The 26,835-nt window shown below is 62.1% G+C and carries 39 protein-coding genes; 2 read left to right on the forward strand and 37 right to left on the reverse strand.

Going from position 1 to position 26,835, the window contains the following annotated elements:
- Window positions 1-37 precede the first annotated feature (37 nt).
- The 6 genes from ACN0TK_RS07305 to ACN0TK_RS07330 are packed head-to-tail and all read right to left on the reverse strand — an operon-like array spanning window position 38 to window position 5,692.
- Window positions 38-814 carry an ATP12 family chaperone protein gene (locus ACN0TK_RS07305; RefSeq protein WP_417308814.1) on the reverse strand — a complete coding sequence of 259 codons (777 nt, stop codon included), beginning with the start codon at window positions 812-814 and terminating at the stop codon, window positions 38-40.
- Complete coding sequence (locus tag ACN0TK_RS07310; RefSeq protein ID WP_417308815.1) at window positions 807-1,475, reverse strand: HAD family hydrolase; 669 nt, start codon at window positions 1,473-1,475, stop codon at window positions 807-809. Before ACN0TK_RS07310 ends, ACN0TK_RS07305 begins: the two co-directional genes overlap by 8 nt.
- Window positions 1,472-2,458, reverse strand: a complete 987-nt coding sequence (locus ACN0TK_RS07315; RefSeq protein WP_417308816.1) for an RluA family pseudouridine synthase — start codon at window positions 2,456-2,458, stop codon at window positions 1,472-1,474. The genes ACN0TK_RS07310 and ACN0TK_RS07315 overlap by 4 nt, the downstream gene beginning before the upstream one ends.
- Window positions 2,455-2,832 carry a fluoride efflux transporter CrcB gene (crcB, locus tag ACN0TK_RS07320; protein WP_417308817.1) on the reverse strand — a complete coding sequence of 126 codons (378 nt, stop codon included), beginning with the start codon at window positions 2,830-2,832 and terminating at the stop codon, window positions 2,455-2,457. The genes ACN0TK_RS07315 and crcB overlap by 4 nt, the downstream gene beginning before the upstream one ends.
- A gap of 52 nt (window positions 2,833-2,884) precedes the next feature.
- The gene (locus tag ACN0TK_RS07325; protein ID WP_417308818.1) at window positions 2,885-4,192 is read right to left on the reverse strand and encodes a replication-associated recombination protein A; all 1,308 of its coding nucleotides are present in this window, start codon (window positions 4,190-4,192) and stop codon (window positions 2,885-2,887) included.
- Window positions 4,193-5,692 carry a Do family serine endopeptidase gene (locus tag ACN0TK_RS07330; protein WP_417308819.1) on the reverse strand — a complete coding sequence of 500 codons (1,500 nt, stop codon included), beginning with the start codon at window positions 5,690-5,692 and terminating at the stop codon, window positions 4,193-4,195. It lies immediately after the preceding gene.
- Window positions 5,693-5,871: 179 nt separating this feature from the next.
- Between ACN0TK_RS07330 and ACN0TK_RS07335 the strand changes: the two genes are divergently transcribed.
- Together ACN0TK_RS07335 and ACN0TK_RS07340 are read left to right on the forward strand one after the other, a co-directional pair.
- On the forward strand, window positions 5,872-7,050 hold the full coding sequence (locus ACN0TK_RS07335) for a hypothetical protein (RefSeq protein WP_417308820.1): 1,179 nt from the start codon (window positions 5,872-5,874) through the stop codon (window positions 7,048-7,050).
- 69 nt (window positions 7,051-7,119) lie between these two features.
- Window positions 7,120-7,668 carry an AAA family ATPase gene (locus ACN0TK_RS07340; RefSeq protein ID WP_417308821.1) on the forward strand — a complete coding sequence of 183 codons (549 nt, stop codon included), beginning with the start codon at window positions 7,120-7,122 and terminating at the stop codon, window positions 7,666-7,668.
- Window positions 7,669-7,698: 30 nt separating this feature from the next.
- Here the strand turns inward: ACN0TK_RS07340 and ACN0TK_RS07345 are convergent, their stop codons facing one another.
- The 31 genes from ACN0TK_RS07345 to rpsG form a co-directional block, all read right to left on the reverse strand.
- Window positions 7,699-8,751, reverse strand: coding sequence for an NAD-dependent epimerase/dehydratase family protein (locus ACN0TK_RS07345; RefSeq protein WP_417308822.1), 1,053 nt, complete (start codon window positions 8,749-8,751; stop codon window positions 7,699-7,701).
- Between the two features lie 117 nt (window positions 8,752-8,868).
- A complete protein-coding gene (rplQ, locus tag ACN0TK_RS07350; protein ID WP_417308823.1) occupies window positions 8,869-9,297 on the reverse strand; it encodes a 50S ribosomal protein L17 in 429 nt (142 codons plus the stop codon).
- 59 nt (window positions 9,298-9,356) lie between these two features.
- Window positions 9,357-10,376 (reverse strand): DNA-directed RNA polymerase subunit alpha, encoded by a 1,020-nt coding sequence (locus tag ACN0TK_RS07355; protein ID WP_417308824.1) that lies wholly within the window; start codon window positions 10,374-10,376, stop codon window positions 9,357-9,359.
- A 101-nt stretch (window positions 10,377-10,477) separates the two neighbouring features.
- Complete coding sequence (rpsK, locus tag ACN0TK_RS07360) at window positions 10,478-10,870, reverse strand: 30S ribosomal protein S11 (RefSeq protein ID WP_417308825.1); 393 nt, start codon at window positions 10,868-10,870, stop codon at window positions 10,478-10,480.
- Between the two features lie 84 nt (window positions 10,871-10,954).
- Window positions 10,955-11,323: a 30S ribosomal protein S13 gene (rpsM, locus tag ACN0TK_RS07365; RefSeq protein ID WP_417308826.1), complete on the reverse strand. Its 369-nt coding sequence runs from the start codon at window positions 11,321-11,323 to the stop codon at window positions 10,955-10,957.
- A 192-nt stretch (window positions 11,324-11,515) separates the two neighbouring features.
- Window positions 11,516-12,097, reverse strand: coding sequence for an adenylate kinase (locus tag ACN0TK_RS07370; RefSeq protein WP_417308827.1), 582 nt, complete (start codon window positions 12,095-12,097; stop codon window positions 11,516-11,518).
- Entirely contained in the window at window positions 12,094-13,428 is a 1,335-nt protein-coding gene (gene secY, locus ACN0TK_RS07375) for a preprotein translocase subunit SecY (protein ID WP_417308828.1), read from the reverse strand. Before secY ends, ACN0TK_RS07370 begins: the two co-directional genes overlap by 4 nt.
- Window positions 13,429-13,555: 127 nt before the next feature.
- On the reverse strand, window positions 13,556-14,041 hold the full coding sequence (rplO, locus tag ACN0TK_RS07380) for a 50S ribosomal protein L15 (protein WP_417308829.1): 486 nt from the start codon (window positions 14,039-14,041) through the stop codon (window positions 13,556-13,558).
- 10 nt (window positions 14,042-14,051) lie between these two features.
- Window positions 14,052-14,240: a 50S ribosomal protein L30 gene (gene rpmD / locus ACN0TK_RS07385; RefSeq protein WP_417308830.1), complete on the reverse strand. Its 189-nt coding sequence runs from the start codon at window positions 14,238-14,240 to the stop codon at window positions 14,052-14,054.
- 23 nt (window positions 14,241-14,263) lie between these two features.
- Window positions 14,264-14,791, reverse strand: coding sequence for a 30S ribosomal protein S5 (gene rpsE / locus ACN0TK_RS07390; RefSeq protein WP_417308831.1), 528 nt, complete (start codon window positions 14,789-14,791; stop codon window positions 14,264-14,266).
- Between the two features lie 22 nt (window positions 14,792-14,813).
- Window positions 14,814-15,176 carry a 50S ribosomal protein L18 gene (gene rplR, locus ACN0TK_RS07395; RefSeq protein WP_417308832.1) on the reverse strand — a complete coding sequence of 121 codons (363 nt, stop codon included), beginning with the start codon at window positions 15,174-15,176 and terminating at the stop codon, window positions 14,814-14,816.
- Between the two features lie 11 nt (window positions 15,177-15,187).
- Window positions 15,188-15,721, reverse strand: a complete 534-nt coding sequence (rplF, locus tag ACN0TK_RS07400) for a 50S ribosomal protein L6 (RefSeq protein ID WP_417308833.1) — start codon at window positions 15,719-15,721, stop codon at window positions 15,188-15,190.
- 54 nt (window positions 15,722-15,775) lie between these two features.
- Complete coding sequence (gene rpsH / locus ACN0TK_RS07405; protein ID WP_417308834.1) at window positions 15,776-16,174, reverse strand: 30S ribosomal protein S8; 399 nt, start codon at window positions 16,172-16,174, stop codon at window positions 15,776-15,778.
- A 12-nt stretch (window positions 16,175-16,186) separates the two neighbouring features.
- Window positions 16,187-16,492 carry a 30S ribosomal protein S14 gene (rpsN, locus tag ACN0TK_RS07410; RefSeq protein WP_417308835.1) on the reverse strand — a complete coding sequence of 102 codons (306 nt, stop codon included), beginning with the start codon at window positions 16,490-16,492 and terminating at the stop codon, window positions 16,187-16,189.
- A gap of 19 nt (window positions 16,493-16,511) precedes the next feature.
- Window positions 16,512-17,069 carry a 50S ribosomal protein L5 gene (gene rplE / locus ACN0TK_RS07415; protein ID WP_417308836.1) on the reverse strand — a complete coding sequence of 186 codons (558 nt, stop codon included), beginning with the start codon at window positions 17,067-17,069 and terminating at the stop codon, window positions 16,512-16,514.
- Complete coding sequence (gene rplX / locus ACN0TK_RS07420) at window positions 17,062-17,376, reverse strand: 50S ribosomal protein L24 (RefSeq protein ID WP_417308837.1); 315 nt, start codon at window positions 17,374-17,376, stop codon at window positions 17,062-17,064. Before rplX ends, rplE begins: the two co-directional genes overlap by 8 nt.
- Window positions 17,376-17,744, reverse strand: coding sequence for a 50S ribosomal protein L14 (gene rplN / locus ACN0TK_RS07425; protein WP_417308838.1), 369 nt, complete (start codon window positions 17,742-17,744; stop codon window positions 17,376-17,378). Before rplN ends, rplX begins: the two co-directional genes overlap by 1 nt.
- Window positions 17,745-17,800: 56 nt before the next feature.
- Window positions 17,801-18,034, reverse strand: coding sequence for a 30S ribosomal protein S17 (gene rpsQ, locus ACN0TK_RS07430; RefSeq protein ID WP_417308839.1), 234 nt, complete (start codon window positions 18,032-18,034; stop codon window positions 17,801-17,803).
- A gap of 12 nt (window positions 18,035-18,046) precedes the next feature.
- The gene (rpmC, locus tag ACN0TK_RS07435) at window positions 18,047-18,274 is read right to left on the reverse strand and encodes a 50S ribosomal protein L29 (protein WP_417308840.1); all 228 of its coding nucleotides are present in this window, start codon (window positions 18,272-18,274) and stop codon (window positions 18,047-18,049) included.
- 5 nt (window positions 18,275-18,279) lie between these two features.
- Window positions 18,280-18,693: a 50S ribosomal protein L16 gene (rplP, locus tag ACN0TK_RS07440; protein ID WP_417308841.1), complete on the reverse strand. Its 414-nt coding sequence runs from the start codon at window positions 18,691-18,693 to the stop codon at window positions 18,280-18,282.
- Between the two features lie 15 nt (window positions 18,694-18,708).
- Window positions 18,709-19,422, reverse strand: coding sequence for a 30S ribosomal protein S3 (gene rpsC / locus ACN0TK_RS07445; protein WP_417308842.1), 714 nt, complete (start codon window positions 19,420-19,422; stop codon window positions 18,709-18,711).
- Complete coding sequence (rplV, locus tag ACN0TK_RS07450; RefSeq protein WP_417308843.1) at window positions 19,422-19,802, reverse strand: 50S ribosomal protein L22; 381 nt, start codon at window positions 19,800-19,802, stop codon at window positions 19,422-19,424. Before rplV ends, rpsC begins: the two co-directional genes overlap by 1 nt.
- A gap of 1 nt (window position 19,803) precedes the next feature.
- A complete protein-coding gene (gene rpsS, locus ACN0TK_RS07455; RefSeq protein WP_417308844.1) occupies window positions 19,804-20,082 on the reverse strand; it encodes a 30S ribosomal protein S19 in 279 nt (92 codons plus the stop codon).
- A gap of 3 nt (window positions 20,083-20,085) precedes the next feature.
- On the reverse strand, window positions 20,086-20,925 hold the full coding sequence (gene rplB, locus ACN0TK_RS07460; protein WP_417308845.1) for a 50S ribosomal protein L2: 840 nt from the start codon (window positions 20,923-20,925) through the stop codon (window positions 20,086-20,088).
- Between the two features lie 14 nt (window positions 20,926-20,939).
- Window positions 20,940-21,233: a 50S ribosomal protein L23 gene (locus tag ACN0TK_RS07465; RefSeq protein WP_417308846.1), complete on the reverse strand. Its 294-nt coding sequence runs from the start codon at window positions 21,231-21,233 to the stop codon at window positions 20,940-20,942.
- On the reverse strand, window positions 21,230-21,850 hold the full coding sequence (gene rplD, locus ACN0TK_RS07470; protein ID WP_417308847.1) for a 50S ribosomal protein L4: 621 nt from the start codon (window positions 21,848-21,850) through the stop codon (window positions 21,230-21,232). Before rplD ends, ACN0TK_RS07465 begins: the two co-directional genes overlap by 4 nt.
- Complete coding sequence (rplC, locus tag ACN0TK_RS07475) at window positions 21,850-22,542, reverse strand: 50S ribosomal protein L3 (RefSeq protein WP_417308848.1); 693 nt, start codon at window positions 22,540-22,542, stop codon at window positions 21,850-21,852. The genes rplD and rplC overlap by 1 nt, the downstream gene beginning before the upstream one ends.
- 84 nt (window positions 22,543-22,626) lie before the next feature.
- Window positions 22,627-22,935 (reverse strand): 30S ribosomal protein S10, encoded by a 309-nt coding sequence (rpsJ, locus tag ACN0TK_RS07480; RefSeq protein ID WP_035038345.1) that lies wholly within the window; start codon window positions 22,933-22,935, stop codon window positions 22,627-22,629.
- A 70-nt stretch (window positions 22,936-23,005) separates the two neighbouring features.
- Window positions 23,006-24,196: an elongation factor Tu gene (tuf, locus tag ACN0TK_RS07485; protein ID WP_417308849.1), complete on the reverse strand. Its 1,191-nt coding sequence runs from the start codon at window positions 24,194-24,196 to the stop codon at window positions 23,006-23,008.
- A gap of 53 nt (window positions 24,197-24,249) precedes the next feature.
- A complete protein-coding gene (gene fusA / locus ACN0TK_RS07490) occupies window positions 24,250-26,340 on the reverse strand; it encodes an elongation factor G (protein ID WP_417308850.1) in 2,091 nt (696 codons plus the stop codon).
- 17 nt (window positions 26,341-26,357) lie between these two features.
- Complete coding sequence (gene rpsG / locus ACN0TK_RS07495) at window positions 26,358-26,828, reverse strand: 30S ribosomal protein S7 (RefSeq protein ID WP_417308851.1); 471 nt, start codon at window positions 26,826-26,828, stop codon at window positions 26,358-26,360.
- Window positions 26,829-26,835 lie beyond the last annotated feature (7 nt).

Here is a 26,835-nt window from a genome sequence, read left to right on the forward strand (position 1 = left end):
AGCCTCTCCCGGGACAGATGGACAGTAACTGGCGGCCTCAGGCACGGACCAGCTCGGCCACTTTCACGGCAGCGTCGAAATCGCGACGGCGCTTGACGCGGCGTTCGCTGATCTCTTCGATCTCGCCCCACAGCCGGATGTTGTGGTCCTCGTCGACATGGGCGGCCGCCCATACGGCCTCGGCATCGAGCAGACCCTCACGCCAGCCGATGGTCAGCAGGCCTGACCCGGTGATTCCGGTCATCGAGACCAGTGCCGCGCTCTCGACAAGATCCACCTCGGCAACGGCCTGCTCCAGCCGCTGCAATGTCGATTGCGGCTGTTCCTGGTGCATGATGCCAATGGTGGGCTGGAACGCCACATCGAAATGGCGCGCCAGTTGCACCAGCACCGGATCCCAGACGCGCTCCTGCTCGGCCACAAGTTCGCGCGGGGTGTCGGCGCGGTAGAGCAGCAGATCGGTGCCGGCGTACTTGACGATCTCGGCCCGCAGGGCGGCCAAACGTTCCTCGCCCGCCTCGACAGCCGAATTGACGAGCCGGGTCACCGGCATGGTCTCGGGATCGATATGGGTGCCCTGCGCTGCCCATTCGGCTGCCATCGCCTCTGCAAGGCTCTGCTGCGGTACGACGACCGGCTTTTGCCCCGGGGTTCGCGGCGACTTGCCGTCGAGCGTTACGGCGAACCCACCGGGCGCGGTGCCGACACCCACGTCCTTGTAGAAGCGCTTGGGCAGTTCCGCCTTTTGCAGGGGCTGGGCGCGGCCGATCCCGTCTTCACGATGCCGGTCGGCGTCTTCGAGGTAATCACGCATGGGATGGCTCCACCAGTCTGGCGATCGCGGCGTCCAGCTCGTCAAAACGGTCGATCACGACATCGGCGCCGGTCGCATGCAGTTCGCCAATGTCGTGATAGCCCCAGCTGACGCCGATGGCGCCGACGCCGGCGGACTTGGCCATGCGCATGTCGTGCACGGTATCGCCGATCATCACCGTCTGGGGACGATCGATGCCGGCCTTGACCATCGCCACCTGGATCATCTGCGGATCGGGCTTGCCGCGGTTGTGGTCGGGCGTTTCGACGCTGTGGAAGCGATCAAGGATGCCATGGCGCTCGAGCAGCTGGATGGCTCCGCGGTGGCTCTTGCCGGTGGCGACCGAAACAATCGTCTCGGGATCGGCGCGCAGCCGGTCCAGTGTCGTCAGCACGCCGTCGAACAGCGGCTCGTTCTGAAGGCCGGCGCGCGCGAAATAGTGCTCGCGATAGCTCTTGAGGATCTCTTCGACCCGCGTCCGTTCCATGCCGGGCGCCAGCATCGCCATGGCGTCATAGGCCGTGATTCCCGACACCGAGCGAATTGTCTGCTCGTCGGGCACCGGCTGGCCCACCGCCTCGAACGAAACAGTGACCGTTTCGACGAAATGACGGACCGAGTCGATCAGCGTGCCATCGAGATCGAAGATTACGAGCTTCATGCGTCCTCGGGGTCCTGATCCTGTGCGTCGTAGCGGCCGGCGTCGAAGCCGAGCACGTCGAAGGTCGCCTGCATATGCTCGGGCAGTGGCGCCGAGACATCAAGCAATTTGCCATTGCGCATCGGGAGGCGGATGCGTCGGGCATGCAGATGCAGGCCCTTGGCAATCTCGTCCGGCGCTTCCCAGTTCTCGATGTTGAAATAGCGCGGATCACCCATGATCGGGTTGCCGAGCTGCGCCATGTGAACACGCAACTGATGGGTCCGCCCGGTCACCGGCTTCAGCGTCACCCAGGCAAAGCGCCGGGCGGCGGTATCGGTGGTCGAATAGTAGCTCACCGAATGCTGCGCGCCCTGCGTCCCTTGCGGCACGACGACCATCTGCTCGCCATCCTGGGTGGGCTGCTTGGCAAGAAAGCACGATATGCTGCCCTGCTTGGGGTGCGGATTGCCCCACACGACCGCCCAGTAGATCTTCCGTGCCTGACGGGAGGAGAACACCGTGCCGAAATGCGCTGCAGCGGCCTTGGTCTTGGCGACGACCAAGCAGCCCGACGTATCGCGATCGAGCCGATGGACCAGCCGTGGCGCCTCGCCCTTGGCGTTCGGCAGGCTCTTCAGCAGCCCATCCATATGGCGCTTGGTGCCGCTGCCGCCCTGCGATGCCAGGCCATGGGGCTTGTTGAAGACGTAGAGCTCATCGTCCTCGTAGAGCAGAATAGAGCGCAGGAACTCGGCGTCCTTGGAGATCACTTGGCCTTCGGCGCGCGCCGGCGCGGGATCGATGGGCGGCACCCGCACCACCTGACCCGGCGCAAGCCGCGTGTTCGTTTTCACCCGGCCGGAATCCACCCGCACCTGGCCGGAGCGCAGCAGCTTTTGCAGATGCCCGAAGGTCACCTGCGGAAAATGCGTCGCAAACCAGCGGTCCAGCCGCATTCCATCTTCATCGCGCGCGACGACCTGCTGGCGCACACCGCTCATAAAATCACCCGTATTGCCGACATTCCGGCCCAAAGTCCGGCCAGGCCCAGAAGGACCGAGCCGATGACGTACAGCCCCGCGAGGCCGAAATTGCCGCGTTCCACCAGCGTGATCGCGTCCAGTGAAAAGCTCGAAAAGGTGGTGAAGCCACCAAACACGCCCACTGCCAGAAACAGCCGTATCTCGCTTTGGTGCTGCGGCGTGGTGCGCACCAGAAACCCGATCAGCAGCCCCATGGCCAACGAGCCCAGAAAATTGACCACCAGCGTCGGCAACGGGAAGCCGCTCCGCAGCGGCCCAATCCAGTTTCCGACGCCAAAGCGTCCCATGGCGCCCAGCGCGCCGCCCAGGCCAACAAGAAGATAGGCGTTCATGCCGCTGTAATACGAGCCGCCCGGCCCGGTGGCTAGCCCCTGTGGCGCAAGGCTAGTCTTCATTCCGCCGTGACTGACGCCGGCTCTCCCAGAAGTCCAGCCGCTTGATCACCTCCCGCTCGAAGCCGCGTTCATTTGGCTCGTACAGTTTGGGGCGCTTGTCGCCGGCGAGAGAGTCCGGGAAGAACTCCTGACCCGAGAAGGCATCGGGCGAGTCGTGGTCGTAACGATAGCCTTCGTGGTAGCCGAGTTCCTTCATCAGCTTGGTCGGCGCATTGAGGATATGCTTGGGCGGCGTCAGCGAGCCGGTCTGTCTGGCGAGGGCCTTGGCCTTGTTGAACGCCACATGCGCAGCATTGGATTTTGGGGCAGTGGCGACATAGGCGATGGCCTGCGCCATGAACAGTTCGCCCTCCGGAAATCCGGTACGTTCGAAGGCCGTCCAGGCCGTGATCACCTGCACCATTGCCTGGGGATCGGCCATGCCGATATCCTCGGAGGCGGCACAGGCAAGCCGGCGGAATATGGTCTTGGGGTCCTCGCCGCCGACGATCATCCGCTGCGCCCAGTACATGGCCGCCTGCACATCGGAGCCGCGCAGGCTTTTGTGAAAGCAGCTGAGGAGGTTGTAGTGCTCCTCCTGGCCCTTGTCATAGACCGGGGCACGCTTTTGCACGGTCTCGGCAAGGCCCTCGAGATCGAGTTCCGTGCCGTCGGGCATGGCGAACAGCTCTTCGCACAGTCCAATCAGATAGCGGCCATCTCCATCGGCCATTTCGAGCAGGCCGTCGCGGGCCGCATCGGTCAGCGGCAGCGTCTTCCCAACATGGTCCTCGGCGCGCTTGGCGAGAGTCGCGAGATCGGCGGGTTCGAAGCGGCGCAGGGTGTAAACCTTGGCGCGCGACAAGAGCGCGGCGACCATTGAAAAGCTCGGGTTCTCCGTGGTTGCACCGATGAGAATGACCGTGCCGTCTTCGACATGGGGCAGCAGGGCGTCCTGCGTCGTGCGGTTGAAGCGGTGCAGTTCGTCAACGAACATCACCGTCTGGCGCCCTGCCCCTTCGCGCAATCCCTTGGCGGCCTCAATCACCTTGCGCAGATCTGCGACGCCGGACAGTACGGCCGACAGCTGGACGAAATCGAGACCGACCTCCTTGGCCACCAGCCGCGCTATGGTGGTCTTGCCGACGCCCGGTGGCCCCCACAGGATGAACGATGACACGCGACCCGAAGCGACCATGCGGCCGATCGGACCGCCCGGTCCCAGCAGGTGATCCTGCCCGATGACATCGGCAAGCTTTGCAGGCCGCAGCGCCTCGGCCAGCGGGCGCGGTGCGGTATCGTCAAACAGTGAGTGCATTCAGCCCCCTATTTCGGCCCTGATGGTCCGTCCGCCCCGCTGTAGCACGACGCGCCAGCTGCGGGGACGGTCATTGGCGATGCGCTCGAAGCTTTCCGCATCGGCGATTGTCGTCTCATTGAGCGACAGGATCAGGTCGCCGACCCGAAGGCCCAGGTCGTCCGCCGGGGAGTTGCGTTCAACCTCGCGGATCACCACGCCCCTCGTGTCGAAACCCAGCCCGAGTTCCTGCGCCAGAGCGGGAGTCACAGTGGCGACCGTGGTGCCGGCAAAGCGCGTATTGCCAGAAATTGAAACCGGCGCGCCGGCGTCGGGTGCCGCCGTAAGTGGCAGCGTGATGCTGGCCTCGCGGCCACCGCGGAAAAAGGTAATCACCGCACTCGCGCCGACCTGCTTGGTGGCAAGCCGGAAGTCGAAGGCGCTGGGCTGATCGATATCAAAGCCATCAACCGCGAGGATGACGTCACCATCACGGAAGCCTGCCTGGTCGGCCGGACCGCCGGGCGCCATCTCGGCGATCAGCGCACCTTGAGGCCGGCCTAGACCAATGCTGTTGGCTATATCGGAGCTGACGGGCTGCAGCCGGGCGCCGAACCAGGGCCGCACCAGCGAGCCGCCAGCAACACCGGTTTCGGCGACCAGCTTGGCCATATTCGCCGGGATGGCAAAGCCGATGCCGACGGAGCCGCCGGAGCGCGAGACGATAGCGGTGTTCACCCCCACGAGGCGTCCCTGCAAATCGACAAGCGCCCCTCCGGAATTGCCGGGGTTAATGGCGGCGTCGGTCTGGATGAAGAACTCATAGCTGTCGGGTTCGACGCCGGTGCGTGCCAATGCCGAAACGATGCCCGAGGTCACCGTCTGCCCAACCCCGAACGGGTTGCCGATGGCGAGCACCATGTCACCCACCTCGAGCTGATCGGAATCTGCGAATTGCACCGCTGGAAAGGCGGTGCCGCCGGCATCCTGCACCTTCAACACGGCCAGATCGGTCTTGGGATCATCGAGCACGAGATCGACCGCATATTCCGTGCCGTCCGTCGTCGCCACCCGGATATCGGTCGCTCCGTCGATCACGTGGTGATTCGTGAGGATGACGCCGCCGGCATCAACGATGACCCCCGAGCCCAGTGACTGGGACTTCCGTGGCCGGCTCCGGCTGAATGGGCTGTTGCCACCGAAGAACCGCTCAAAAAACGGATCATTGCCGAAGGGCGAAGCCGACTGCTGGCTGATCGTCGTTGCGTAGACATTGACGACCGAGGGCGTGACCGACTTCACCACCGGCGCAAAGCTGAGCAGCACCTCCCCCTGCCCCTTCGGCACCACGCGCTCTACAGGCGGCTGGGGTTCGATTGCGGTCGAGACGATTGGCGTCGATCCCGGAACGGCAGGCGGCGCCGAGGCGTTTGGATTCGTGGCCAGGGTGGTGATCACTGCCCCTCCACCAATCACCACGGCGGTAGCCGCCGCCACGAACCAGACCGTGCGCATTGCCATTGATTCACCTCGTTCGTCGAAATCAGCCAACCGCGGCGAACAACGCCCAGAATCGGGCGGCTTTGGGGTGCGCGCCTTACGGTTTGGTAATCGACAAATATGACGTTGCTCCACAAGGGGATCGCCCCTATATGCAGCGCTTTCCATTTTGACTTCAGACCCCAGAAAGGCCAGCCTTAATGTCCGAGCCGAATACGGTCTACGCCAACACCTCCGCCCTGATTGCGCTTGAAGCGCCGGATTATCCGAGCTTCCTGTTCTGTCCCAAAGAACTGAAGCGCAGCGTGAAGGTGTTCAAGAAGGGGTTCGACGGCCTTCTGACCTATGCCGTCAAGTGCAACCCGTCTCCGCACATCATCAAGCAGTTGCACGAAGAGGGGATCAAGGCGTTCGACGTCGCCTCAAATCGCGAGATGGAACTGGTACGCGACTACGCGCCCGGCGCGGCGATGCACTACAACAATCCGATCAAGTCGAAGCGCGAGATCGAGCGGGCTTACGCCGAGTTCGGCATCCGCTCATTCACCATCGATCATCCGCAGCAGCTGGATCAGTTGGCGAGCGTGGTCACCCCGTCGCGCGATATCGAGGTCACGACCCGCTTCAAGGCCGGCAAGGCGCTGAAGTCCTATGACTTCGGTATCAAGTTCGGCGTCTTGGAGCAGGCCGCTGCCGAGATCGTGCAGCTGGTTGATCAGATGGGCTATACGCCGAGCCTCTGCTTCCACGTCGGCAGCCAGTGCGAGGATGCCTACGCCTATGAGCGGCATATCGCTGCTGCCGCCCGCATCGCCGAAGAGAGCGGCATCGAACTGAAACGGTTGAACATCGGTGGCGGCTATCCGGCCCCCTACCCGACCAGCGAAGCGCCGCCGATGGACCACTATTTCGATACGATTTCGACGGCGGTGAAGGACAATTTCGGCAAGAACAAGCCGGAACTGATCATCGAACCGGGCCGCGCCCTCGTCACCTCCTGCACCTCGCTGCTGCTCAGGGTGAAGCATCAGCGCGGTGGCCAGTCGGTCTACGTGAACGACGGCGCCTATGGCTCGCTGATGGAAGTGAAATTCATGCACTTCACACCGCCTGTGCGGGTGTGGCGCGGCCCCCGTCTGCACGACAACTACGGCGAGTTCGCCGATTTTACCATCTGGGGTCCGACCTGCGACAGCTATGACGTGCTGCCCCAGGTGTTCACGCTACCGTCCGATATCGACGAGGACGACTGGATCGAGTTCGGCCTGATGGGGGCCTACACCCAGGCTTCGCTGACGCCCTTCAACGGCTTTGATCGCCGCGACCAGTACGAGGTCGAGGAAGTCTACACCGGCAAGGAAATGCAGCCCGCCGAATAGGCGCTGCACATCGAAGACGGAATGGGCCATCCTGCGGGGTGGCCCTTTTCATCTGGGAGGATGGACGAAGTGGACGCGATACCGCCCCTTGCCGCGCTGGGCCCGCGCATCATGGTCTGCGGCCCTTCCAATGCCGGCAAGTCGACGCTCGCAGCAGCGCTTGCCCAAGCCCTCGGCGTTCCAGCGATCTATCTCGACGTGCTCGCCCACCAACCCCACACCAGTTGGGTGCGCCAACCGCCAGAGGTCTTTGAAGCCCTGCATGCCGACGCCATTGCCGGCCCGCATTGGGTGATCGAGGGCAATTACATGGGCATGCTGCAGACGCGCATGGCCCGCGCGACCGGCATCATCCTCCTCGGCACTGGCCGCTGGGCCGCCCTGACGCGCTACGTCCGTCGAACGCTGTTCGAAACCAGACGGATCGGCAGCAAGCTGGAGAAGGGTCAGGACAGGCTCAACTGGGAGATGGTGCACTTCATCATGGTGGAACAACCACGCAAGCGGCAGCGCGATGTCGACCTGCTGACGGCGACCGGCCTGCCGATGGTCAAGCTCGACTCCATGGCCGAACTCAAGCAGCTCTACGCCGCATGGCGCCTTAGCCGGCCGCGCTGAAACCACCCACGAGCGTAAATTGGCCGTTGATCAGCGCTTCGGTTCCGGCTTCTTGACCAGCCCCAGGCGCACAGCACTTTCGGCGGAAGCCAGCACTGCATCGCGCCCCGAAATGTAAGCCCGCCCGAGCAGCGCCACGCTCTTGGTCGTGTCGTAATGCTTCTCGTTGCCGATATCGTCGATGATCTGGCGCGCCGGTCCGCCGAACCGCGCTACCAGCCGGATGATCCAGTCCGGTGCGCGCTTTTCGGTGATCGGCCAGCCGGGATATTCGGCCCTCAGGATATCGGCCACCTTGTGGAACGGCAGGTACTCCGCCGTCGCCAGATAACGCTCGCCGATCGACTCCGGTTTTTCGAGTGCCGCCGCATGCAACGCCGCAACGTCGCGGACGTCGACAACGGCAAACCCGTTGTTCGGCATCGCGGGTGTCCTGCCCTCGAGCAGGCCCGTCGCGAGCCCGATGGAGATCGACGGGTCGCCATCCACTGCCGGTCCCACGATGGCTCCCGGGTGGATGGTGGTCAGCTCCATGCCATTCGCTTTGGCGAAGGCCCAGGCATTTCGCTCGGCCGTGGTTTTGCCCACGCAATAGGCCCAGGTGTATTTCAGAGTCTCGAACTTCGTCATGTAGGTCTCGTCGAAGACCCGCTTGCCACCCGGCGTCGTGCCGTGGCCATAGCCGACGGTCGCCACGGACGAGGTCATGATTACCCGCGTGATCCCTGCCGCGTGGGCCGAACGCAGCACGCGTTCCGTCCCCTCGACGGCCGGGCGAATGACGAGGCTCTGGTCTTTCGGCTCGTCGCCACGAACGGCCGCAGCGACATGCATCACCGCAGTGATGCCCTCCATCGCCTCACTCCAACCGCGGTCATCGAGAAGATCGGCTTCCACAAGCTCGAGATTGGCGAGGAGATCCGGGCCAGTCTGCGTGGCGACACCGTCGCGCACTTCGTCTGCGCGGCGCAACGAACGGATGGTCCCGCGCACCTGATAGCCGGCCTGCAGCAACTGGATCACCACCCACTTGCCGACGAAGCCGGTCGCCCCGGTCACCAGAATGCGTGCATCTTCAGCCATCGATCATTCCCCCGCGCGATCCAGGCGACCGCCTTACCGCAATACGTTCTGCGATCAAACAAAAAGGCGGCCCGGAGACCGGACCGCCTGAATTCGTTTCGACCCTTGAGGCCGGTCTTATGCGGCCACCGACTCGTCGTCGGTGTCACGCACTTCAACCGGACCGGAGTCCTGACCCTTGGCGTCGACATCGCGATCGACCAGTTCGATGACGGCCATCGGCGCGTTATCGCCGAAGCGGAAGCCGGCCTTCAGGATGCGGGTGTAGCCACCATTGCGCTCCTTGTAGCGCGGGCCAATGGCTGCGAACAGCTTCTTGACCTGCGTCTCGTCACGCATCTGGGCGATGGCCTGACGACGGGCGTGCAGGTCACCCCGCTTGCCGAGCGTGATCAGCTTTTCCACGATCGGCCGCAGCTCCTTGGCCTTGGGCAGCGTGGTCACGATCTGCTCGTGCTTGATGAGCGAAGCGCTCATGTTGGCGAACATGGCCTTACGATGGGCCGAGGTCCGGTTCAGCTTACGGTTTGCTTTACCGTGGCGCATTTCAAAACTCCCTGACGCCCGCGCGTCTCACGACGGGCAGTATTGGTCGGTGGCGTCGATTAATAGTGATCTTCGTAGCGCTTGGCCAGATCGTCGATATTCTCCGGCGGCCAGTTCGCGACATCCATACCGAGGTGCAGACCCATCTGAGCCAGCACTTCCTTGATCTCGTTGAGCGACTTGCGGCCGAAGTTCGGCGTGCGCAGCATCTCGGCTTCGGTCTTCTGGATCAGATCGCCGATGTACACGATGTTGTCGTTCTTGAGACAGTTGGCCGAACGCACGGAAAGCTCCAGCTCGTCGACCTTCTTGAGCAGCGCCGGATTGAAGGCAAGCTCGGGAACGGCGTCGGTGGTCTTTTCCTTGGTCGGCTCTTCGAAATTCACGAAGACAGAGAGCTGATCCTGCAGGATGCGGGCAGCGTAAGCCACGGCGTCATCCGGCGAAATCGAACCATTGGTTTCGATGGTCAGCGTCAGCTTGTCCTTGTCGAGGCTCTCGCCCGCACGGGTTGCATCCACCTTGTACGACACCCGACGAACAGGCGAGAACAGCGCATCGACCGGGATATAGCCGATCGGCGCATCTTCGGGCCGATTCTTGTCAGCCGGGACATAGCCCTTGCCGGAGTCGACGGTGAATTCCATGTTCATCTCGGCGCCGTCGTCGAGATGGCAGATCACCAGCTCGGGGTTCAACACTTCGATGTCGCCAGTGACCTTGATGTCGCCGGCGGTCACAGCGCCCGGGCCCTGACGCGACAGCGTCAAACGCTTGGGGCCTTCGCCGTCCATCTTGACTGCGATTTCCTTGACGTTCAGCACGAGGTCGGTAATGTCCTCGCGCACACCCGGCAACGAGGAAAACTCGTGCAGGATGCCGTCGATCTGGATGGCCGTAATGGCCGCGCCCTGGAGCGACGACAAAAGAACGCGCCGCAGCGCGTTACCAAGCGTCAGCCCATAGCCGCGCTCAAGTGGCTCTGCGACGACAGAAGCTGTCGTTGCGTCGTCGCCACCCGAAACAATGTCCAGTTTGGTCGGCTTGATGAGTTCCTGCCAGTTCCGCTGGATGGTCACGGTGGTGTCCTTTCAAATGGGCGGTTCGCCTTACCGCCGTTCCGCCAAAGCGATGTACCAATCCCGGCGCCGCGCAGCGCCGGGAGATCTACCGTGACAAATCAGACGCGGCGACGCTTGCGCGGCCGGCAGCCATTGTGCGGGATCGAGGTGACATCGCGAATGCTGGTGACGTTGAAGCCAGCAGCCTGCAGCGCGCGAAGCGCCGACTCACGGCCCGAACCGGGACCACGCACCTCGACCTCAAGGGTCTTCATGCCGTGTTCCTGGGCCTTCTTGGCCGCGTCTTCTGCCGCAACCTGGGCAGCATACGGGGTCGACTTGCGGGACCCCTTGAACCCCATGACACCCGACGAGGACCAGGAGATGGTGTTCCCCTGAACGTCGGTGATAGTGACCATGGTGTTGTTGAAGCTGGCGTTCACGTGGGCGACGCCATTGGTAATGTTCTTGCGCTCCTTGCGACGGACGCGCGTGGTTTCAGTTCTTGCCAATTTTATTCCTCAGTTCGATATCGACGCTGCCGTACTTCCAGCAGCTACATCCGGGTGCGAGAGGCAATCTCCCGCCTGCCCGCATTACTTCTTCTTGCCGGCGATCGGCTTGGCCGGACCCTTGCGGGTGCGGGCATTTGTGTGCGTGCGCTGACCGCGGACCGGAAGGCCACGGCGGTGACGCAGGCCACGGTAGTTGCCCATGTCCATCAGACGCTTGATGTTCATGGCAACGCCACGGCGCAGATCGCCTTCAACAACATACTCGCCGTCGATGGCTTCACGGATCTGAATGACTTCAGCATCCGTCAGCTCGTTCACACGACGCTCCAGAGGAATCCCCACCTTGGTGGTGATGTCCTTGGCATACTTTTCGCCGATCCCGTGAATGTACTGAAGCGCGATAACCACGCGCTTGTTTGTCGGGATATTGACGCCAGCAATACGGGCCACGTCCGCTCTCCTATGGTCGGGCGGAACGTTCGTCCGCGCCGTTTGATAACGACAAGGGACCGGCTCCGACCCCTCGCTCTCTTGAGGAACCGAATCCAGCCCGATAATCCGTGAGACTGGCGCGGTTCATAAGGTCCGGTGGTCACAATGTCAACACTGTGACGCGGCCGGATCAGATACTCGGTTTTACACTCAGGCCGGGACCTTGAATTCGAGCACGTGCCGGATACGGCGCGTGACTTCTTCGATGGGGTCCATACCATTGACCACCTTCAGCAGTCCCTTGTCCTGGTAATGGAAAACCAGGGGTTCGGTCTGCTGACGATAGACTTCGAGCCGCTTCTTGATCGACTCGATATTGTCGTCGCCGCGGGCCACAGCCGCTTCGCTCGCGCGCTTTAGAATGCGCTCGATCAGCACGTCGCGATCGGCATACATCCACACTACGGCGTCGAGCGGCATGTCCTTGTTGGCCAGCATGGCTTCGAGCGCATCGGCCTGCGGAATGGTCCGCGGGAAACCGTCGAGCACGAAACCGGGCTTGCAGTCGTCATGGTCGAGCCGCTCGGAAATGATGCCGTTGACGATGTCGTCTGACACCAGACCGCCCTCGTCCATGATCTTGCGTGCGGCAAGGCCGAGCTCGGTCCCTTCGGCGATCGCCTGGCGCAGGATATCCCCTGTCGACAACTGCGGAATGCCGTAGTGCTCGATCAGGATCTTGGCCTGGGTGCCCTTGCCGGCCCCCGGCGGTCCGAGAAGAATCGTCCTCATTTGCGCTTGCCCCCAAGTCGCGAGCGTTTCACCAGGCCTTCGTACTGCTGCGCAATGAGATGGCTCTGGATCTGGCTGACGGTATCAAGGGTCACCGTCACGATAATCAGCAGCGAGGTGCCGCCGATAAACTGGCTGACGTTGAGCTGGCTGTGGATCAGCTCCGGGATCAGTGCGACCACCGTCAGGTAGATGGCACCGACGACCGTGATGCGCGTCAGCACATAGTCGATGTGCTGGGCCGTGCGCTCACCGGGACGGATGCCCGGAATGAAGCCGCCCGAACGCTTCAGATTGTCTGCCGTCTCGGTCGGGTTGAACACGATCGAGGTGTAGAAGAAGGCAAAGAAGATGATGAACGCAGCAAACAGGATCAGATAGAGCGGCTGGCCCCGTCCGAGCAGCGCAGCAGTCACCTGCAGCCACTGCGGCGCGTCGCCCTGGCTGGCAAAGGACGCAATGGTGGCTGGCAACAGCAGCAGCGAGGAACCGAAGATCACCGGGATCACGCCAGCGGTGTTCAGCTTCAGCGGCAGGTGCGACGTGTCGCCCTGGAACATCTTATTGCCGACCTGGCGCTTCGGATACTGGATCAGCAGCCGGCGCTGGGCACGCTCGAAGAACACGATCACGGCGATAACCACGATGGCCAGGGCCAGCAGACCAAACAGCCAGCCGACAGACAGCGACCCGGTGCGGCTTAGCTCGAGCGTCTGCACCACGGTCGAGGGCAGATTGGCCACGATACCAGCAAAGATGATCAGCGAAATACCATTGCCGACGCCGCGCGAGGTGATCTGCTCACCCAGCCACATCAGGAACATGGTGCCGCCGACCAGCGTGATGACGGTCGAAATACGGAAGAACCAGCCCGGATTGATGACGACACCCTGGCTAGCCTCGAGGCCGATGGCAATGCCATAGGCCTGCACGGCGCAGAACACGACCGCGAGGTAGCGCGTGTACTGGTTCAGCTTGCGGCGTCCGCTCTCGCCTTCCTTGCGCAGCGCCTCGAGGCGCGGCGAGGCCGTCGAGATCACCTGGATGACGATCGAGGCGGTAATGTATGGAATGAGGTTGAGGGCAAAGATCGCCATACGCTGCACGGCACCGCCGGCGAACATGTCGAACATGCCCAGAATGCCCTGCTGCGCGCCCTCGAAGGTCGCCGCGTAGGCATCAGGATCGATTCCGGGCAGCGGAATATAAGTGCCCAGACGATAAATCAGCAGCGCACCCAGGGTGAACCAGATGCGCTGTTGCAGGGCCTTCGCCTTGGCGAAGGTTCCGAAATTGAGGTTTCGTGCCAGCTGTTCGGCTGCGGACGCCATAATCGCTCCCTCGAATGCTGGCGCCGCGGCATACGCGGCGGGCATTCAGCTGCTGAAATGCCGCCGGCCGGTGACCGGGCCGTCGATGACGGCCCGCAGCCGGAGCGGACGATTGAGGCAGGCGCTGTTAGGCGTCAGCCGTCTCTTCTGTCTTCGGCATATCGACCTTGCCACCCGCAGCTTCAATAGCTGCAAGCGCGCCCTTGGTCGCATAGTCCACCTTGAAGGATACTTTCTTGGCGGTGAAACCGGAGCTGCCGATCAGCCGCACGCCATCGAGCTTGCGGCGGATGACGCCGGCGTTCACCAGAGCGTCGGCATCCACAACACCCTTCACGTCCAGCTTGCCGCTGTCGATGTAGGCCTGGATGCGATCGATGCGCAGCTGGTTCCACTTCTTGGGATTGTGCGGATTGAAGCCACGCTTCGGCATACGCATGTGAAGCGGCATCTGGCCGCCCTCGAAGCCATTGATGGCAACGCCCGAACGCGAGGTCTGGCCCTTCTGGCCACGGCCGCCGGTCTTACCGACGCCCGAGCCGATGCCACGACCGACGCGAACGCGCTTCTTGCTGGCGCCGGGGTTGTCCCGGAGTTCATTCAAGCGGGTCATGTTCTCGTCCTTACTTGGCGTCGACGACGCGCACGAGGTGCGGGATCTTGTTGATCATGCCACGCACTTCGGGGGTGTCTTTAAGGGTAGACTGCTTGCGCATCTTGTTCAGTCCGAGCCCGACCAGCGTTGCGCGCTGATCCTTCGGACGGCGCGAAGGGCTACCGATCTGCTCGATGGTCACGGTCTTGTCGGCCATGTGTGTTCTCCCCGTGCCCTGGATCACGCTTCGGCGGTTTCGCCACGACGTGCCTGCAGGTCGGAGACCTTCAGACCGCGACGGGCGGCAACCGAGCGCGGGCTGTCAACACGCGTCAGCGCATCGAAGGTAGCCCGGATCATGTTGTACGGATTGGCGGTGCCCTGCGACTTGGCGACGATGTCGTGGACCCCGAGGGTCTCGAACACGGCGCGCATCGGACCGCCGGCGATGATGCCGGTACCCGGAACGGCGGCACGCAGGATAACCTTGCCGGCACCGTGGTGACCCACGACGTCGTGGTGCAGCGTACGCGCTTCTCGCAGCGGCACACGGATCATCTGGCGCTTGGCCTGCTCGGTCGCCTTGCGGATCGCTTCAGGCACTTCGCGCGCCTTGCCGTGACCGAAGCCAACGCGGCCCTTCTGGTCACCAACCACCACGAGTGCGGCAAAACCGAAGCGACGGCCACCCTTGACCACCTTGGCAACACGGTTGATGTGCACCAGCCGGTCGACAAACTCGCTATCGCGTTCTTGAACGTCTCTCATATCTTGTTCCTTTGTCGCCGGATCAGAACTGCAGGCCGCCCTCGCGGGCCGCCTCTGCCAGGGCCTTCACGCGGCCATGATAAAGGTAGGCCCCACGGTCGAAGACGACCTCGGAGACCTTGGCGGCAGCGCCACGTTCGGCGATGAGCTTGCCAACCGTTGCGGCTGCCTCGGCAGTCGAACCGGTCTTCAGCTGACCCTTCACATCCTTGTCGATGCTCGAGGCGGCAGCCAGAGTGCGGCCGCTCACATCGTCGATGATCTGAGCGTAAATGTTCTTGTCGGTGCGGTGCACGGACAGGCGCGGACGACCGTTTGCGACGGCCTTGAGCGCCTTGCGGACACGGGCCTTGCGGCGATCCGCTCCTTTGAGCTTGGTCTGCATTTGGCGCTTCCTTACTTCTTCTTGCCTTCTTTGCGGGCGATGTACTCACCCGCATAGCGCACGCCCTTGCCCTTGTAGGGCTCCGGTTTGCGCCAGGCACGGATATCTGCAGCAACCTGACCGACCTGCTGCTTGTCGGCACCCGACACCACAACCTCAGTCGGGGTCGGCGTGGCGATCGTCACGCCCTCAGGAGTCTCGAACAGGACTTCATGGCTGAAGCCGAGCGAGAGCTTTAGATCCTTGCCCTGCATGGCGGCGCGGAAACCCACGCCCTGGATCTGCAGCTTCTTTTCGAAGCCAGTGCTCACGCCGGTGACCATGTTGGCGATCAGCGCCCGCGTGGTGCCCCAGGCGGCGCGCGCTGCAGTGGTGTCGTTGCCGGGCTCGATGACGATGCCCTCGTCCGTCTGCTTGGCTTCAACGACATCCATGAGCGTCAGCGACTGCTCACCCTTGGGTCCCTTTGCGGTGACCTTGCGATCATCGATCGTGACGGTGACGCCACTGACCGGTGCGATCGGCTTTTTGCCTGTACGAGACATTGTTCTTTTTTCCTTCGGAGTAATCGTCACACCGACGACTTCAAGGCAACAGCCTTAGAAGACGCGGCAGAGTACCTCACCACCCAGATTCTGAGATCTGGCTTCATGGTCGGCCATCACGCCCTTGGGGGTCGAAAGGATCGACACGCCGAGGCCGTTCGCGAACGACGGGATGTTCTTAACCGACGCATAGACGCGGCGGCCCGGGCGCGAGACGCGCTCGATGGTGCGGATGACCGGCGTGCTGTCGGCATACTTCAGCTCGATCGAGAACTCGGGCATGCCCTTGGAATCGGTCTGCTCGGTATAGCCGCGGATGAAGCCCTCGGACTTCAACACTTCCAGCACGCGACCCCGCAGGGTCGACGCCGGAGTCAGCACGTTGGTCTTGTTACGCATCTGCGCATTGCGGATGCGGGTCAGCATATCGCCGATCGGATCGGAAAAGCTCATCGTGGTCTCTCCTTACCAGCTCGACTTGACCAGGCCCGGGATCAGACCCAGGTTGCCCAGCTCGCGCAGCGCGATACGGCTCAGGCCCGCCTTGCGGTAGTAAGCGCGCGGACGACCGGTCAGCTCGCAACGGTTGCGGATACGGTTGCGGGCGGAATTCCGCGGCAGTTCCGCGAGCTTCAGCTGGGCAGCGAAACGCTCGTCCAGGGGAACCGACTGGTCCTTGGTGATCGCCTTCAGCTTGGCCCGCTTCGGCGCATACTGCTTCACGAGCTTTTTGCGCTTGTTGTTCTTTTCGATTGAACTGGTCTTAGCCATGTCGTGCCTCTCTCTTCCGTTACTGCCGGAAGGGGAAATTGAACGCCTTCAACAGCGCGCGCGCCTCGTCGTCGGTCGCAGCCGTCGTGCAGACGATGATGTCCATGCCCCAGACCTGATCGATCTGGTCATAGTTGATTTCCGGGAAAATGATATGTTCCTTGACGCCCATGGCGTAGTTGCCATTGCCGTCGAAGGAGTTCGGGTTCAGGCCACGGAAGTCACGAACGCGCGGCAGCGCGATGTTCACCAGGCGATCGAGGAACTCATACATCTTCACCTTGCGCAGCGTCACCTTGACGCCGAGCGGCATCTGCTCACGCACCTTGAAGCCGGCGATCGACTTGCGAGCGTGGGTGATGACGGGCTTCTGGCCGGCGATCTTCTCGAGATCAGCAGCGGCAGCGCGTACCTTCTTGGTATCGGCAACAGCTTCGCCAACGCCCATGTTCAGCACGATCTTGTCGAGCTTGGGGGCCTGCATGACGTTCTTGTAGCCGAATTCCTTGATCAGGTTCGGCTTGATCGTCTCGTCATATTCCGTCCGCAGACGCGGCATGTATGCGGTATCAGCCATCGATCGTATCTCCGGTCGACTTGGCGACGCGCATCTTGGTGCCGTCGTCGTTGATCTTGAAGCCGACGCGGGTCGGCTTGCCATTCGCATCGGCGACGGCGAGGTTGCTCAGATGAATCGGCGCTTCACGGGTGAAGATGCCGGCGTCTTGGCTGGCCGTCTGCTTGGTGTGGCGACGTACCAGATTCAGACCCTGAACAACAGCACGAGTTTCGGACGGAATGACCTGCATGACCTGGCCGGTCTTGCCCTTGTCCTTGCCTGCGAGAACGACGACCTTGTCGCCCTTCTTAATCTTTGCAGCCATCACAGCACCTCCGGCGCGAGCGAAATAATCTTCATGTGTTTGCGGGAGCGGAGCTCGCGCGGCACCGGCCCGAAAATACGGGTTCCGACGGGTTCGGACTGGGCGTTGATCAGCACGGCCGCATTACGGTCGAAGCGGATCACAGTGCCATCGGCGCGACGCACGGGAAACGACGTGCGTACGACAACAGCCTTCATCACCTGGCCCTTCTTGACGCGACCGCGAGGGATAGCGTCCTTCACAGAGACCACGATAATGTCGCCGACCGAAGCGTACTTGCGGTGCGAACCGCCGAGCACCTTGATGCACATGACACGACGCGCACCGGAATTGTCGGCGACATCGAGATTTGACTGCATCTGGATCATGGCTTGATGCCTTCTAATTGCGGGGTCTGCCTACGCGGCGAGCCCTAAATTCCGGTTTACGCGTTAGGTACGAGGACCCAGCGCTTATTCTTGGAGATCGGTGTCGACTCCTGGATCCAGACGAGATCCCCAACCTTTGCCGAGTTGTCCTCGTCGTGGGCCTGGTACTTCTTGGAACGGCGCACCGTCTTCTTCAGCAGCGGGTGGGTAAACGCACGGTCCACCCGCACCACCACGGTCTTTTCATTGGTGTCGGAGACGACAGTCCCCTGCAATACGCGCTTCGGCATCGGCCCTGATCCTTACTTCGCTGCGGCTTTTTCGCCGAGCACGGTCTTGATCCGCGCGATTTCGCGGCGGACCTCACGAACCCGGTTCGGGTTTTCCAGCTGCTGCGTGGCACGCTGGAACCGCAGGTTGAACTGCTCTTTCTTCAGGCCGAGAAGGCTGTCTTTCAGCTCGTCCGGGGTCTTGACCCGGAGATCTGATGCCAGTCCGCTCTTGGCCTCGTTTTTCTTGCTCTTAGCCATAGCCCTCAATCCGCAATGCGGGTGACAACCCGCGTACTGACCGGAAGCTTCATCGCGCCGAGGCGCAGCGCTTCCTTGGCGACGTCGTCGGGGACGCCGTCGATCTCGAACAGGATCCGGCCCGGCTTAACGCGCGCGGCCCAGTACTCAACGGAGCCCTTGCCCTTACCCATGCGGACTTCGGTCGGCTTCTTTGAAACCGGCAGATCCGGGAATACGCGGATCCACACACGACCGGCACGCTTCATCTGACGGGTGATCGCGCGGCGAGCCGCCTCGATCTGACGCGCAGTGATACGCTCGGGTTCCTGCGACTTCAGCCCGTACTGGCCGAAAGCCAGCTCGGTACCGCCCTTGGCATTGCCATGGATGCGGCCCTTGTGAGCCTTACGGAACTTGGTACGTTTTGGTTGCAGCATTTATCTGATGCCTTCTCAGTTCGCGGAGGAGCGCTCGCGGCGCTGCCCCTGCCCGCCTTCGGCGCCCTCGGTGGCACGACGATCATGCGCAGTCGGATCGTGCTCGAGCACTTCGCCTTTGAAAATCCACACCTTGATGCCGATGATCCCGTAGGTCGTCTGGGCTTCGGCAGTGCCGTAATCGATATCGGCACGCAGCGTGTGCAGCGGCACGCGACCTTCACGGTACCATTCGGTCCGCGCGATATCGGCACCGCCGAGGCGACCACCAACGTTCACACGAATGCCCTGGGCGCCCATGCGGATCGCCGTCTGAACGGCGCGCTTCATGGCGCGGCGGAAAGCCACACGACGCTCGAGCTGCTGGGCAATGCCCTGGGCAACAAGGGTCGCATCCGTCTCGGGCTTGCGCACCTCGACGATGTTGATGTGCACCTCGCTGTCGGTGAACTTCTTCACCTTGGCGCGGATCTTCTCGATGTCAGCGCCCTTCTTGCCGATCACGATGCCCGGACGGGCGGTGTGGATCGACACGCGGCACTTACGGTGCGGACGCTCGATGACGATCTTCGACACTGCGGCCTGCTTCAGGTCGGCCATCAGCGCCTTGCGGATCGCGAGATCCTCGCGCAGCAGATCGCCGTACTCACCCTTGTTCGCGAACCAACGCGAGTCCCAGGTGCGATTGATGCCGAGGCGCAGACCGATGGGATTGATCTTCTGACCCATTATGCGGTCTCCTCGATTTGACGAACCACGATGGTGAGGTTCGAGAACGTGTGCTCCAGGCGAGCGGCGTGACCGCGACCACGAGCCATGAACCGCTTCATGATCAGACCGTCGCCCACATAGGCTTCGGCAACGATCAGGCTGTCCGGATCGAGACCATGGTTGTTCTCGGCGTTGGCGACGGCGCTCTCGAGGGTCTTGCGGACCGGACCGGCGACGCGCTTTTGCGAAAAGGACAGCTCGGCCAGGGCCTTGTCCACGGGCTTGCCACGGATCGCGGCAGCCACGAGGTTCAGCTTCTGGCTGGAGGTACGAAGCATGCGCAGAACCGCCTTGGCTTCGTTGTCCTTGAGCGACCGCTGTGTTTTCGGCTTGCCCATATTACTTCCTCTTGGCCTTCTTGTCGGCCGCGTGCCCGTAGTAGGTACGGGTCGGCGCGAACTCGCCAAACTTGTGACCGATCATCTCTTCCTGAACGTTCACAGGGACATGCTTCTGTCCGTTGTGCACGCCGAAGGTCAGACCGACGAACTGCGGCAGGATCGTGGAGCGACGGCTCCAGATCTTGATGACTTCATTGCGGCCGCTGGCCCGGCTGGTCTCTGCCTTCTTAAGCAGGTAGCCGTCGACGAACGGACCTTTCCAAAGTGAACGCGCCATGGCTTAACGGCCCTTCTTCAGGTGACGCGAGCGGACGATGAACTTGTCCGTCGACTTGTTGCTGCGAGTGCGCTTGCCCTTCGTGGGCTTGCCCCACGGGGTCACCGGATGACGGCCACCGGAGGTGCGGCCTTCGCCACCACCATGCGGATGGTCGACCGGGTTCATCGTCACACCGCGGTTGACGGGCTTGCGGCCGAGCCAACGGTTGCGACCAGCCTTGCCGATCGACGTGTTGGAGTGGTCCTGGTTGGAGACCGCACCAACCGTGGCCAGGCAGGAGCCGTGCACACGACGCTGCTCGCCGGAGTTGAGCCGCAGAATGGCCCAACCGGCATCACGACCGACATACTGCGCGTAGGCACCAGCCGAACGTGCGATCTGGGCACCCTTGCGGGGCTTCATCTCGACGTTGTGCACGATCGTGCCAACCGGCATGCGCTCGAGCGGCATGGTATTGCCAGGCTTCACATCGACTGCGTTGAGCGACGACACAACCTTGTCGCCGGCGCCGAGGCGCTGCGGGGCAATGATGTAGGCCAGCTCGCCGTCAGCATACTTGATCAGCGCGATGAACGCCGTGCGGTTCGGATCATATTCCAGACGCTCGACCGTTGCGACGTCGTCGAAACGGGTCCGGCGGAAGTCCACCATGCGGTAGCTGCGCTTGTGACCGCCACCACGATGGAACACCGTCGTGCGACCGGTGTTGTTGCGACCGCCCGATGAGGACAGACCCTGGGTCAGGGTCTTGACCGGCTTGCCGTTCCACAGCTCCGACCGATCGGTCGTAATCAGCTGACGGCGACCCGGGGAGGTCGGATTGTAAGTTTTCAATGCCATTGTCTACTCTCCCCTTACACGCCGGTCGAAATGTCGATCGACTGACCGTCGACGAGGGTCACAACAGCCTTCTTGACATCCTTGCGGGTGCCCAGCTGCTGCCGGAACCGCTTCACCTTGCCCTTGCGGACCATGGTGTTGACGGCCTTGACCTTGACCGAGAACAGCGCTTCCACGGCGTCCTTGATCTGGCTCTTGGTGGCGTCGATGGCGACATCGAACACGACCTGCGAATACTCGGACGCCATGGTCGACTTCTCTGTCACGACCGGGTTGCGAATGACGTCGTAGTTGGTGAACTTGCTCATGCGAACCGAGCCTCCAGGGCTTCCAGAGCCGCCTTGGTCAGGACGAGCTTGTGGCGACGGAGGATGTCAGCGACATTGATCCCCTGCACCGGCAGCACGTCGATGTGCGGAATGTTGCTGGCCGCCGAAGCGAAGTTCTTGTCCACTTCGGAACCGTCGATGATCAGCGCGTTCGACCACTCGAGCTTGCCGAACTGAGCGACAAGCGCTGCAGTCTTGGCTTCCTTCTGGGCAACGCTCGACACCACGAACAGCTCGCCGGCATTCGCCTTGGCGCTGAGCGCGTGCTTGAGGGCCAGAGCGCGGACCTTTTTCGGAAGATCGATCGCATGGCTGCGCGGCTCCGGCCCGAAGGCACGGCCACCGCCGCGGAACTGCGGCGCAGACTTGGCGCCGTGACGTGCGCCGCCCGAGCCCTTCTGCTTGATCGACTTCTTCTTGGTGTACGCGATCTCGGAGCGATGCTTCACCTTGTGGGTGCCGGACATCGCCTTGAGCTGCTGGTAGCGGACCATGCGGTGCAGGATGTCCTGCCGCACTTCAAGGCCGAAAATATCGTCCTTGAGCGTGACCGAACCGTCGGTCTTGCCGTCCAGAGTAGTGACCTGGAGTTCCATTATTTAGCCTCCCCGGCCGCTGCCTTGAACGAACCCGGCACGGCAGCACCCTCGGGGGCTGCCTTCTTTACCGCGTCGCGGATCATGATCCAGCCGCCCTTGGCGCCCGGAACTGCACCCTCAACCATGATCAGCCCGCGCTCCACATCGGTGCGCACGACCCGAAGGTTCTGGGTGGTAACACGACGGTCGCCCATGTGGCCGGCCATCTTCTTGCCCTTGAACACCTTGCCGGGGTCCTGGTTCTGACCGGTGGAACCGTGGGAACGGTGCGACACGGACACACCGTGCGAGGCACGCAGGCCACCGAAGTTCCAACGCTTCATGGCGCCGGCGAAACCCTTACCAATCGAGGTGCCGGTCACGTCGACCAGCTGACCTTCGACGAAATGGTCAGCCTGCATAGTGGCCCCCACCTCGATGAGGTTCGCAGGATCGACACGAAACTCAGTTAGCTGTCGCTTGGGCTCGACCTTGGCAACGGCGAACTGGCCGCGATCTGCCTTGGTCAGGTTCTTTGCCTTGACGGCGCCGGCACCGAGCTGGAGGGCCGTATAGCCGTCCTTCTCTTGCGTGCGCTGACCCACCACCTGGCAGTTCTGCAGGCCAAGCACGGTCACGGGGACGTCAGAGCCGTCCTCCATGAACAAGCGGGTCATGCCCAGCTTCTGTGCGATCAAACCAGAACGCATCGGTTGTACCTTTTCTTTTTGGCGCCTGACCGGGTCATTATTGCAAGAGGACCCATTTTGCGGTCAGCGCGAAAACTCGTTTGTTTAGAGCTTGATTTCGACGTCCACACCGGCGGCGAGATCGAGCTTCATAAGTGCATCCACCGTCTGAGGGGTCGGATCCACGATGTCCAGAAGGCGCTTGTGAGTCCGAATTTCGAACTGCTCGCGGCTCTTCTTATCGATATGCGGCGACCGGTTGACCGTGAACTTCTCAATTCGCGTCGGCAGCGGGATCGGTCCGCGGACCTGCGCACCGGTGCGCTTCGCCGTGTTCACGATCTCACGCGTAGACGTATCGAGGACGCGGTGGTCAAAGGCCTTGAGCCTGATGCGAATGTTTTGACCGTTCATCTTGCTTTCCTGGGCGAAAAAGGAAGTGCGGCGCACGCTGGTATGGCGCGCCGCACCCTGACTTGCAGTCTTACTTAAGGATCTTCGAAACCACGCCGGCGCCGACGGTGCGGCCACCTTCACGGATAGCGAAGCGGAGCTTCTCTTCCATGGCGATCGGAACGATCAGCTGAACATTAATGTTCACATTGTCGCCCGGCATCACCATTTCGGTGCCTTCCGGCAGCGTCACAACACCGGTCACGTCCGTGGTCCGGAAGTAGAACTGCGGGCGGTAGTTGCCGAAGAACGGGGTATGACGGCCCCCCTCTTCCTTGGTGAGGATGTAAGCCTCAGCAACGAACTCGGTGTGCGGGTTGACGGAACCCGGCTTGGCCAGAACCTGACCACGCTCCACCTGGGTGCGGTCGATACCACGGATCAGCGCGCCGATGTTGTCGCCAGCCTGGCCCTGATCGAGCAGCTTGCGGAACATTTCGACACCGGTCACCGTGGTCTTCTGGGTGTCCTTCATGCCGACGATTTCGACTTCTTCGCCAACCTTGACGATGCCGCGCTCGACACGGCCGGTCACAACCGTACCGCGACCCGAGATCGAGAACACGTCTTCGATCGGCATCAGGAAGGGCTGGTCAATCGGACGCTCAGGCTGCGGAATGTAGGAGTCCACATTGCGCATCAGCTCGAGAATGGCGTCGTGGCCGAGCTTGGCATTGCCGCCGTTCAGAGCTTCGGTGGCCGAGCCCTTGACGATCGGAATGTCGTCGCCGGGGAACTCGTAGGAGCTCAGCAGCTCGCGCACTTCCAGCTCGACGAGCTCGAGGAGCTCTTCGTCGTCGACCATGTCGCACTTGTTGAGGAACACGACGAGTGCCGGCACACCAACCTGACGGGCGAGCAGGATGTGCTCACGGGTCTGGGGCATCGGGCCGTCAGCAGCGGACACCACGAGGATCGCGCCATCCATCTGCGCGGCACCGGTGATCATGTTCTTCACATAGTCAGCGTGGCCCGGGCAGTCGACGTGAGCGTAGTGACGGTTTTCCGTCTCGTACTCAACGTGCGCGGTGTTGATGGTGATGCCGCGCGCCTTCTCTTCGGGAGCAGCGTCGATGTTCGAGTAATCGCGGAACGTCGCGCCACCGGTTTCGGCGAGCACCTTGGTGATCGCAGCCGTCAGCGTGGTCTTGCCGTGGTCGACGTGACCGATGGTGCCGATGTTGCAATGCGGCTTAGAGCGGGAAAATTTTTCCTTAGCCATCACTAGTCTCCGTATTCAGCCCGTTTGGCTGGAGTTGGGTTTGTTATTGGGGGTCAGGCGTATTTTGCCTTGACCTCGGTCGCGACCGCCTGCGGCACCTGCTCGTAGTGGTCGAAAGTCATCGTATACTGTGCACGACCCTGGCTCATGGAGCGCAGCGAGTTCACGTAGCCGAACATGTTGGCAAGCGGCACCATCGCATCGATCACCTGAATGATACCGCGAGATTCAGTGCCACGGATCTGCCCACGGCGCGAATTCAGATCGCCGATGACATCGCCCACATAGTCTTCCGGGGTCATAACTTCAACCCGCATGACCGGCTCGAGGATCTTCGGATCGGCGCGGTTGACGGCTTCACGGAAGCCTGCACGACCGGCGATTTCGAAGGCCAGAACCGACGAGTCAACGTCGTGGTAGGCGCCGTCAACCAACGTGAACTTCACGTCGACGATCGGGAAGCCGATGATCGGACCGGAGCCCATGACCGACTGCACGCCCTTCTGGACGCCCGGAATGTATTCCTTCGGCACGTTGCCGCCCACAATCGCGGACTCGAACAGGAAGCCTTGGCCCTGCTCGTTCGGCTCGATGACGAACTTGATGCGCGCAAACTGGCCCGAACCACCCGACTGCTTCTTGTGGGTATAGTCGTGCTCGACGCGAGTGGTGATTGCCTCGCGGTAGGCCACCTGCGGCGCACCGACGTTGGCTTCAACCTTGAATTCGCGCTTCATGCGATCGACCAGAATGTCGAGATGCAGCTCACCCATGCCGGCGATCAGCGTTTCGCCCGACTCATCGTCGGTCTTGACGCGGAAGCTCGGATCCTCCGCAGCCAGGCGTGCGAGGGCGAGGCCCATCTTTTCCTGGTCGGCCTTGGTCTTGGGTTCCACCTTGATCTCGATAACCGGATCGGGGAATTCCATGCGCTCGAGGATCACCTTGTTGTTCGGATCCGACAGCGTGTCGCCCGTGGTGGTGTCCTTCAGACCGACGATCGCGACGATGTCGCCAGCGTAGGCTTCGTTGATCTGCTCGCGGGAGTTGGAGTGCATCTGGAACATGCGTCCCACGCGCTCGCGCTTCTCCTTGACGGTGTTTTCCAGCATCGCGCCGGCATCCACCTTGCCCGAATAGATGCGACAGAAGGTCAGCGAGCCCATGTGCGGGTCGTTGGCGATCTTGAATGCCAGCATCGCGAGCGGCTCGGAGTCATCAGCGTGACGCTCGATCTCGGCCTCGGTCTTGACGTCGATGCCCTTGATCGCCGGAATATCGATCGGCGACGGCAGGAAGTCGATGACGCCGTCAAGCAGCGGCTGAACGCCCTTGTTCTTGAAGGCAGAACCACAGAACACCGGGAACAGCTTCACGTCGCAGGTGCCCTTGCGGATCAACCGGCGCAGCGTTGCGATGTCCGGCATTTCGCCGTTGAGGTAGGCCTCGGTCGCGTCGTCGTCCATCTCGACAGCGGTCTCGATGAGCTTCTCGCGGTACTCTTCGGCCTTGGCCTTGAGGTCCTCGGGGATCTCAACAATGTCCCACTGCGCGCCCAGCTCTTCATTGCGCCACACGAGCGCATTCATTTCGAGCAGGTCGACAACACCCCGGAAGTCATTCTCGGCGCCGATGGGCAGCTGCATGACGACAGGCTTGATGCCGAGACGCTTATCCATCGTCTCGAGGCAGTTGTAGAAGTCGGCGCCGATCTTATCCATCTTGTTGACGAAGATCATGCGCGGGACGTTGTACTTGTCGGCCTGGCGCCAGACGGTCTCGGTCTGCGGCTCGACGCCCTGGTTGCCGTCGAGCAGCGCGATGGCGCCGTCGAGCACACGCAGCGAACGCTCGACTTCAATGGTGAAGTCCACGTGGCCGGGGGTGTCGATGATGTTGAAGCGATACTGGGTGCCGTCACGGCCCTTCCAGAACGTGGTCGTCGCGGCGGACGTGATCGTGATGCCGCGCTCCTGCTCCTGCTCCATCCAGTCCATGGTGGCAGCGCCGTCATGGACTTCACCGATCTTGTGACTCTTACCGGTATAGTAGAGCACACGCTCGGTCGTGGTCGTCTTGCCGGCATCAATGTGGGCCATGATGCCGAAGTTACGGTAATGATTGATCGGATAATCGCGAGCCATCTCGTTCTGCCTTCCGTTTACCAGCGGTAGTGCGAGAAGGCACGGTTGGCGTCAGCCATACGATGCGTGTCTTCGCGTTTCTTGACCGCCTGGCCACGGCCGTTGGCGGCATCCATCAGTTCGCCGGACAGGCGCTCACGCATCGTGTTCTCACCACGCTTGCGGGCACTGTCGATGAGCCAGCGAATGGCCAGAGCCTGCTGACGCTCGGTACGAACTTCGACCGGGACCTGATAGGTGGCACCGCCAACGCGGCGCGACCGGACTTCGACGGCCGGACGGATGTTGTCCAAAGCGCCGTGAAAGACCGTGATCGGGTCCTGCTTCATCTTGCCTTCGACGATGTCGAAAGCGCCGTAGACGATCGACTCGGCGACCGACTTCTTGCCGTGTTCCATGAGCGAATTCATGAACTTGGAAACGACGAGGTCACCGAACTTCGGATCCGGATTGACTTCGCGCTTTTCAGCAGAGTGACGACGGGACATTCAGAAT

It is taken from the genome of Devosia sp., assembly GCF_048261455.1.
Taxonomy (GTDB): Bacteria; Pseudomonadota; Alphaproteobacteria; order Rhizobiales; family Devosiaceae; genus Devosia_A.